Origin of the sequence: Pseudomonas sp. K5002, from assembly GCF_013386655.1 — a bacterium.
In the GTDB taxonomy this organism is placed as follows: domain Bacteria; phylum Pseudomonadota; class Gammaproteobacteria; order Pseudomonadales; family Pseudomonadaceae; genus Aquipseudomonas.
Window position 1 is genome coordinate 1 of sequence record NZ_JACARK010001701.1, and the last position, 337, is coordinate 337.

The 337-nt window shown below is 68.5% G+C and carries 1 protein-coding gene; it reads right to left on the reverse strand.

Going from position 1 to position 337, the window contains the following annotated elements; all coding sequences use genetic code 11:
- Positions 1-337 (reverse strand): biotin/lipoyl-binding protein (locus tag HX846_RS38785; protein ID WP_178967650.1); only part of this gene is annotated, 337 nt, incomplete at both ends.

The window sequence follows — 337 nt, forward strand, 5'->3', positions numbered from 1 at the left end:
CGCCGCCATCAGCCCGGCGTGCGCTCGGGAGTGGTCGGCGCGGGCGGTCTTCCATACGGCGCTGACCCGCTGTGCGCTTTCGACCGATACGGCCTGGCTGCGCACCAGGTTCTGGTAACGCGTTTGATCGTCGCCGGCCCGTTGTGCTTCGGCATCGGTGGCGTCGATCTGTGCCTTGGCCTGGTTGATCACCGCCAGTTGCAGTTGTTCGGTGGCGTCGAGGTTGGCAAGCGAGGCCTGTTGCGCGGCCACGGCGCCGTCGGCCTTGGCCAGGGCCGTGCGGTAGTCGCGCACATCGATGCGCGCCAGCACGTCGCCGGCCCTTACGAACTGGTTG